The sequence below is a fragment of the Tepidimonas taiwanensis genome (assembly GCF_020162115.1).
GTDB lineage: Bacteria > Pseudomonadota > Gammaproteobacteria > Burkholderiales > Burkholderiaceae_C > Tepidimonas > Tepidimonas taiwanensis.
In genome coordinates this window covers 2,907,683-2,915,587 of the sequence record NZ_CP083911.1, presented here as the reverse complement: position 1 = coordinate 2,915,587, position 7,905 = coordinate 2,907,683, and the positions used below count along the sequence as shown (strand labels likewise).

The window sequence follows — 7,905 nt, the reverse complement described above, 5'->3', positions numbered from 1 at the left end:
TGCGGGTTGGCCCGCTTGACACGGCCACGGCCACGCGATCCCGCGCTCAGGCCGCGCGTCGTTGCGCCATCCGCCCGGCTTTTTTGCGATAATTGCGGGTTTTCTTGACACCGACAACGAGGCTTACGCCATGAAACGCACCTATCAACCGTCGAAAGTCCGTCGTGCGCGCACCCACGGTTTTCTGGTCCGCATGAAGACCCGCGGCGGCCGTGCCGTGATCAACGCCCGCCGCGCCAAGGGCCGCAAGCGTCTGGCCGTCTGAGGATCGCCCGGTGTCCGGGTCGAGCGTTGCCACCCCGCTGCGTGCGACGCCCGCTCACCCGACCCGACGCCTGCGCCAGCGGGCGCAGTTCCAGGCCGTGCTGTCCAGCCCCGCCCTGGCGCACACCGCGCATTTCGCGCTGCACGGCGTCGCCACGGCGCCGTGGCGGGGCCGGCGCGGCGCGCCGCTGTTCCCGGGCGAGGGGGCCTGGCTGGGCGCGGTGCTGCCCAAGCGCTGGGCACGCCGCGCCGTGACGCGCAGCACCCTCAAACGCCAGATTTACGCGGTCGAGCGCGAGCACCCGCTGCCCCCGGGCGCCTGGGTCGTGCGGCTCAAGCGCGCGTTTGCGCCCAGCGAGTTTCCCAGCGCCACGTCGGTGGCGCTGCGCCGGGCCGTGCGCGCGGAGCTGCAGCAGCTGCTCGGCCCCCGGTTGCGCCAGCGGTTGGCGGCGGCGCCGCTGTCCCCCGCCCCCGCGCCGCCCCCGGCCCCCGAGCCGGCCACGCCATGACGGCCGCCACCCGCCGCCCCGTCACCTCCGCGGTCAACCGCGTTGGCCGCGCGCTCGCGCACGCGCCGCAGCGGCTGCTCGTGACGCTGGTGCAGGGTTACCGGCTGCTGCTGAGCCCCTGGGTGGGGTCGGCGTGCCGCTACACCCCCACGTGCTCCGCCTACGCGCTGGAGGCGCTGCAGCGCCACGGCGCGGCGGCCGGTACCTATCTCACGCTGCGGCGCCTCGTGCGCTGTCACCCGTGGTGCGCGGGCGGTCACGATCCGGTGCCGGACCACCGTCCCCGCCTGTTTTCCTTTCTACGCGACACCCCCCCGACATGAGCGACATCCGCCGATCCATCCTGTGGGTGATCTTTGGTTTTTCGATGATTCTGCTGTGGGACCGCTGGCAGATCTATAACGGCAGGCCCGCGACCTTCTTCCCCGGCAGCCAGCCGGCCGCCACCGCGCCGGCCGCCGCGACGGGTGCCCCCGCAGACCCCGCCGTGCCGACGCCGACCGTTCCCACAGGCAGCGCGGCCGCTGACGCGGCGGACGCAACGGCGACCCCGCCCGCGAGCGCGATTCCGCGCGAGCGCCACACGGTGCGCACGGACGTGTTCGAGCTGACCTTCGACAGCGAGGGCGGCGCGCTGGTGGGCGCGCGCCTGCTGCAGCACGCCACGGAAACTGGCAAGGCGCTGCAGCGCTCATTCACGCCGCTGACGCTGCTTACCACCGAAGGCGGCCGCACCTACGTCGCGCAAACCGGCGTCATCGGCCCGGCGGCCGCGCCGACGCACAAGACACCGATGCGGCTCGTCGAACCCGCCGGCGGGGCACCGATTGCGCTGGCCGACGGGCAGGACCGGCTCGTGCTGCGCTTCGAGTCCGAACCGGTGGGCGGCCTCGTGCTCGGCAAGACCTACACGCTGCAGCGCGGACGCTATGCGATCGACGTGCAGCACACGCTGCGCAACGTCGGCACCGAGCCCGTGACCGCCCGCGTGTACCAGCAGCTCGTGCGCGACGGCCGCAAGGCGGAGAGCGAGACGCCCTTCTACACGACCTTCACCGGCCCGGCGGTGTACAGCGACGCGGCCAAGTACCAGAAGGTCGAGTTCGCCAATATCGACAAGGGCAAGGTCGACATCCAGCGCCAGGCCAGCGACGGCTACGTCGCGATGGTGCAGCACTATTTCTTCAGCGCGTGGCTGCTGCCCGCGGGGGTGGAGCGCGAGAACTTCGTGCGCAAGGTGGGCGACGTCTACGCCGTCGGGCAAATCGGCCCGGCGCTCACCGTCGCGCCGGGGCAGGAGCAGACGTTTGGCGCGCAGCTCTACGTCGGCCCACAGGAAGAAAAAGTGCTGGAGACGCTCGCGCCGGGACTGGAGCTGGTCAAGGACTACGGGTGGCTGACGATCCTGGCCAAGCCACTGTACTGGCTGCTGGAAAAGATCCACGGCCTCGTGGGCAACTGGGGCTGGGCGATCGTGCTGCTGGTGGTGCTGATCAAGGCGGCGTTTTACTGGCTCAACGCCAGCGCTTACCGCAGCATGGCCAAGATGAAGGCCATCAACCCGCGCATCATGGAAATGCGCGAGCGCCTCAAGGACAAGCCGCAGCTGTTGCAGCAAGAGATGCTGCGGCTGTACCGCGAAGAAAAAGTCAACCCGCTGGGCGGCTGCCTGCCGATCCTGATCCAGATCCCGGTGTTCATCGCGCTGTACTGGGTGCTGCTGGCCAGCGTGGAGATGCGCAACGCGCCGTGGGTGGGCTGGATCGTCGACCTGTCGTCGCCGGACCCGTACTACGTGCTGCCGCTGGTGATGACGCTGACGACGCTGGTGCAGACCGCGCTGAACCCACTGCCGCCAGACCCGCTGCAGGCCAAGATGATGTGGCTGATGCCGCTCATCTTCAGCGTGATGTTCTTCTTCTTCCCCGCCGGTCTGGTGCTGTACTGGATCACCAACAACGTGCTCACGATCGCGCAGCAGGCGTACATCAACCACTCGATGGGCGTGCCGCTGAAGATCAACCTGCCCAAGTTCAAGTGACCGCCGGCCATGCTGCCCCGGCATGACGAGCCGATCGCCGCGATCGCCACCGCGCCGGGGCGCGGGGCGGTGGGGATCGTGCGGCTGTCGGGGCGGGGGCTGGCTGCGCTGCACGGCCCATTGTTCGGGCGGCCACTGCGCCCCCGTCATGCACACTACGGCCCGTTTCTCGCGGCCGACGGCAGCGCGCTCGACCACGGCATCGCGCTGTGGTTTCCGGCGCCACACTCTTACACCGGCGAGGACGTGCTGGAGCTGCAGGCGCACGGCGGCCCGGTGCTGCTGCAACTGCTGCTGCAGCGCTGCCTGGACGCCGCGGCCGAGACCGACCCCGCGACCGGGCGGCCGCGCGTGCCCGGGCTGCGCCTCGCACAGCCGGGCGAGTTCACCGAGCGCGCGTTTCTGAACGGCAAGCTCGACCTCGCGCAGGCCGAGGCGGTGGCCGACCTGATCGACGCCAGCACCGAAGCCGCGGCGCGCAGCGCGGCGCGCTCGCTCAGCGGCGCGTTCTCGCAGGCGGTCGAGGCGCTGCGCGACGATCTTGTCCAGCTGCGCATGCTGGTGGAGGCGACGCTGGACTTCCCCGAAGAGGACATCGACTTTCTGCGCGAGGCCGACGCCGCCGGGCAACTGGCGCGGCTGCAGGCGCGGCTCGATGACGTGCTGGCCCGCACGCGCCAGGGGGCGCTGCTGCGCGAGGGGATGCACGTGGTCATCGCGGGGCAGCCCAACGCGGGCAAAAGCTCGCTGCTCAACGCGCTGGCGCAGGCGGAGGTCGCGATCGTCACCCCGATTGCCGGCACCACGCGCGACGTGGTGCAGCAGTCCATCCAGATCCACGGCGTGCCGCTGCACGTGATCGACACCGCCGGCCTGCGCGACGGCGACGGCGTCGACGAGGTCGAGCGCATCGGCATCGCGCGCGCATGGCAGCGCATCGAGTCGGCCGACGCGGTGCTGTTCGTGCACGACCTCTCGCGCGCGCACGACCCCCATTACGCCAGCGCCGACGCCGCGATCCGCGCGCAGCTGGCGGCGCGGCTGGCCGCGCGCGTGCCGGTGATCGACGTCTGGAACAAGGCCGATGCGGTCGGCGACGCGAGCAGTGATAGCGAGGGCTCACCCGACGCGGGGGGCCACGATCGCAACGGCATCCGCCTGTCGGCCCGCACCGGTGCCGGGCTGGAGGCGCTGCGCCAGCGCCTGCTGCAGGCGGTGGGCTGGACCGGCGCGACGCCGGAAGGCCTGTTCAGCGCGCGCCAACGCCACGTGCAGGCGCTGCACCGCGTGCGCGCGCACCTGACGGCGGCGCAGGCGCAGCTGGCCAGCCCCGCGCCGGCGCTGGAGCTGCTGGCGGAGGAACTGCGCCTGGCCCACGAAGCCCTGGGCACGATCACCGGCGCCTTCGGTGCCGACGACCTGCTGGGGGTGATTTTTTCGCGCTTTTGTATCGGCAAATGAACGCGCCCGAACCGACCGTCTCCGTCAGTCCCCGCGCCAGTGCCCGCGCGCAGGCGGTGGCCCCGTTTCTCGTGATGCAGGTGGCGCAGGAGGCCGCGGCTTACGCCCGGACGCTGCCCGACGGTGCCCCGCGGCTGCTGTACCTGAATATCGGCGAACCCGACTTCGGCGCACCGGCCGCCGTGCGCGCCGCGGCCGAGCAGGCGATCCGTGACGGCCGCACGGCCTACACCGCCGCGCTGGGGCTGGACGCGCTGCGCGAGCGCCTGGCCGCGTGGTACCGGACGCACCACGGGGTGGACGTGCCGGCGCGGCGCATCGCGATCACCGCCGGTGCGTCCGGCGCGCTGCAACTCGCGGTGCTCGCGCTTTTCGATGCGGGCGACGAGGTGCTGCTGCCCGACCCGTGCTACCCCTGCAACCGCCAAATCCTGGCCAGCCTCGGCGTGACCCCGACGCTGTTGGCGACGACGCCGGCAACACGCTACCAGCCCACCGCCGCGCAAATCGCCGCTGCGTGGGGGCCGCGCACGCGCGGGGTGATGCTGGCCTCGCCCGCCAACCCGACCGGCACCTCGATCGACCCGCAGACGCTGCGCGCGATCCGCGACGCGGTGCGGCACCGCGGCGGCGCGCTCGTCGTCGATGAAATCTATCTGGGGCTGTCGTTCGACGCGCACTACGGCCAGACGGCGCTCGCTTCGGGGGACGACATCGTCAGCGTCAACAGCTTCTCCAAAACCTTTGGCATGACCGGCTGGCGGCTGGGCTGGCTGGTGCTGCCCGAAGCGCTGGTGCCGGCGGTGGAGCGGCTGGCGCAAAACCACACGATCTGCGCCAGCACCGTCGCGCAGTGGGCGGCGCTGGCGTGCTTCGAGGCGGAAACGCTGGCGGAGGCCGAGCGCCGCCGAGCGGACTATGCGGCGCGGCGCGACGCGTTCGTCCCGGCGCTGCGCGCGCTGGGATTCGGCATCCCGGTGGAGCCGGACGGGGCGTTTTACGTCTGGGCGGACGCCAGCGCGCTGTTCGCACGCGCGGGCGTGACCGACAGCCAGGGTTTCGTGCGCGCGATGCTGCGCCACACCCACATCGTCGCCACGCCCAGCGCCGACTTCGGCACGGCCGACGGCGGACGCTTCGTGCGCTTTTCGCTGGCGGCCGCGCGCGCCGACCTGGACGAAGCGGTCGAGCGGCTGCGGCGCTGGCTCGGCTGAGCCCGCAGCGCCGGCACGTGCGCCCCCGTATCCTCACGCGGACGCTTCGAACCGGCTCACGCAGCCCGGGCGCCCGTCAGAAGGTTTCCCACTCGTCTTCCGCGGTCGTGGCGGGTGCCGCGGCGGGCGTGGTCGCGGCTTTGGGAGTGCCCGGTGCCGCCGCCTGGGCCGCCGGGCGCGATGCGTGAGACGACGCCGCCGTCACGGACGCCGGGGCCGCGAGCCGCGCGGCCGGGGCGGCGCGCTGCGCCTGAATGGCGGCCGACTTCACCACCCCCTGCACCGCCTGCTTGAGTTTTTGCAGCGTGTCGACCACCGCGCGGCCAGCGCGGATGAAGGCCGACTCGCCCTGCAGCAGCCGGTCGGCTTCCTCCTTCTTGCCGGCATTGATGAGTTCGGCCACGCGACCCGTCTCGAGGTGGAAGGTCTTGTGCTGCTCGACGAGCGTGGAAAAGAGCGGCAGATTGCCGTAGCGGCGCCCGCCTTCGCCATAGATCCACTTGCCCACCGCGCAGCAGTCGTCGCGGCGGATGGTAGCGACGTCGAGCTTTTCGCCCTTGAGGATCGCGTTGCGCAGCTTGATGCGCCACTGCTGGTGGGCCTTGATCGCGCTGTCGAAGTCGAGCTGGTTCGGGTCGCTCTTGGCGGCGTTGACCTCGCGCAGGCGAACGGCGTCTTCCTTGACCAACAGCTTGTCGTCGGGCTTGAGGCGGAAGACCCGGATCGTGCCGTGCACGACCTGCACCTGCTCGTCCAACGAGATCGCCGCTGCCGCGAGCTCCTCCACCATTGCGGCGTTTTGCTGCGTGACGGAATCGAGGTTGGCCAGCGCCTCGGCGATCTGCGCGACCCCGCGCGACTGCTCGTCGGCGGAGTGGCGGATGTCCTGCAGCACCTGCGCGACGCGCTCGACGGCCTCGCGCACCTGCTGCATGTGCGCGGCGGCCTCGGCGGCGCGGGCATCCCCCGCGAGCACGCGCTCGCGCGACTCGGTGATGAGCTGGCGGATCTGCTTGGCGGCCTCGCCGGTACGCTGGGCGAGCGCGCGCACCTCGCCGGCGACGACCGCGAAGCCGCGCCCGGCCTCGCCGGCGCGCGCCGCCTCCACCGCGGCGTTGAGCGCGAGGATGTTGGTCTGGAACGCCACGCCCTCGATGACCTGGATGATGTCGGTGATGCGCTGCGACGAATCGGTGATCTCGCGCATCGTGCTGGCCATGCCGGTGACGGCGGTGCTGGCCTGCTCGGCTTTGGCCTGGGTCTCCTGCACCAGCGCCACGCCTTCGTTGGTCAGGCGCGCGGTTTCCTGCGTCGTGCCGTGGATTTCCTCCATCGACGCCGCGGTGCGCTCCAGGTTGGATGCTGCCGTCTCCGTGCGGTGCGAGAGGTCCTGGTTGCCGGCAGCGATCTCCTGCGTGCCGCCGCGCAGGTTGCCGACCTCGTGGCGGATGTCGCGCACCACCGTGCGCACGCCGACCTCGACCTGCTGCAGCGACAACTGGATGCGCTTGAGCGTGCCATGCGTGTCGACGACGATGGGCTCGACCAGGTCGCCGGAGGCCAGGTGCTCGGCCTGGCGCACGATGCGCCGGATCGGCCGCACGATATCGCGGTACGCAAACGCCGCCACGATCGCGACGATCAACACCGCCACCCCGGCGGCCGCCCACCACGCCGCCGCGGCACTCCAGCCGGCCGCGTCAGCCCACGCGGCGGTCAGCAGCGGCGCGGCCCCGGCAAGCACCGTTCCCCCGATGACCCGCCCGGCCAGACCTGGCGTGAACCGGCGCGCCAGCGCCGCCCACCACGCGTTGCGCACCACCTCGCCGTTTTGCAACCGGTAGGTGAGTTTGCGCCCGGCCTCCTCCTCGGCGCGCATACGGGCGTAGAGCGCCTCGGCCGCGGCGATCTCTTCGGCTGTGGGCTTGGTGCGCACCGACAAAAACCCGACGATCTGCTCGCCCTCACGCACCGGTGTGGCGTTGGCGCGTACCCAGTAGTGATCGCCGTTTTTGCGCCGGTTTTTCACCAGCGCCGTCCACGGACGCCCATCGTGCAAGATGGTCTGCCACATGTCGCGATACGCTTCCTGCGGCATGTCCGGGTGGCGGATGATGTTGTGTGGCTGCCCGAGCAGCTCCTCGCGCGTGTAGCCGCTGACCGCGACGAAATTGTTGTTGGCGTAGGTGATGCGGCCCTTGACGTCGGTGACCGAAATCAGGGTCTGGTCGGCCGGAAAGTCGTAGGCCTTTTGCGTGACGGGCAGGTTGACGCGCATGGACAGTCTCCAGGACCGAGCCGCCGGGCGCTACAGAAGCTGCCCGTTCACGCCCTCATAGCCCCTCCCGCGGGGCCCGAAGGGGCACGGGGTCCGCTCGTGGCCCGCATCATAGCGCCGCCGGTGGCGGCGTGGCAC

7 protein-coding genes are annotated in these 7,905 nt (G+C 71.4%); 6 read left to right on the top strand and 1 reads right to left on the bottom strand.

What is annotated here, in order from left to right:
- The first annotated feature begins 130 nt into the window (after nucleotides 1–130).
- From rpmH to LCC91_RS13795, 6 genes are read left to right on the top strand one after another with little or no spacing between them, the layout of a single operon-like run.
- Complete coding sequence (gene rpmH, locus LCC91_RS13820) at nucleotides 131–265, top strand: 50S ribosomal protein L34 (protein WP_027101598.1); 135 nt, start codon at nucleotides 131–133, stop codon at nucleotides 263–265.
- A 10-nt stretch (nucleotides 266–275) separates the two neighbouring features.
- Complete coding sequence (locus LCC91_RS13815) at nucleotides 276–773, top strand: ribonuclease P protein component (RefSeq protein ID WP_224440964.1); 498 nt, start codon at nucleotides 276–278, stop codon at nucleotides 771–773.
- Complete coding sequence (yidD, locus tag LCC91_RS13810) at nucleotides 770–1,096, top strand: membrane protein insertion efficiency factor YidD (RefSeq protein ID WP_224440963.1); 327 nt, start codon at nucleotides 770–772, stop codon at nucleotides 1,094–1,096. Before LCC91_RS13815 ends, yidD begins: the two co-directional genes overlap by 4 nt.
- Entirely contained in the window at nucleotides 1,093–2,814 is a 1,722-nt protein-coding gene (gene yidC, locus LCC91_RS13805; RefSeq protein ID WP_058615919.1) for a membrane protein insertase YidC, read from the top strand. Before yidD ends, yidC begins: the two co-directional genes overlap by 4 nt.
- 9 nt (nucleotides 2,815–2,823) lie before the next feature.
- The gene (gene mnmE, locus LCC91_RS13800) at nucleotides 2,824–4,275 is read left to right on the top strand and encodes a tRNA uridine-5-carboxymethylaminomethyl(34) synthesis GTPase MnmE (protein ID WP_143898231.1); all 1,452 of its coding nucleotides are present in this window, start codon (nucleotides 2,824–2,826) and stop codon (nucleotides 4,273–4,275) included.
- The gene (locus LCC91_RS13795) at nucleotides 4,272–5,489 is read left to right on the top strand and encodes a pyridoxal phosphate-dependent aminotransferase (RefSeq protein ID WP_143898229.1); all 1,218 of its coding nucleotides are present in this window, start codon (nucleotides 4,272–4,274) and stop codon (nucleotides 5,487–5,489) included. The genes mnmE and LCC91_RS13795 overlap by 4 nt, the downstream gene beginning before the upstream one ends.
- Nucleotides 5,490–5,565: 76 nt before the next feature.
- On the opposite strand, the gene LCC91_RS13790 is transcribed toward LCC91_RS13795, so the two are convergent.
- Complete coding sequence (locus LCC91_RS13790) at nucleotides 5,566–7,767, bottom strand: methyl-accepting chemotaxis protein (RefSeq protein WP_185974911.1); 2,202 nt, start codon at nucleotides 7,765–7,767, stop codon at nucleotides 5,566–5,568.
- Nucleotides 7,768–7,905 lie beyond the last annotated feature (138 nt).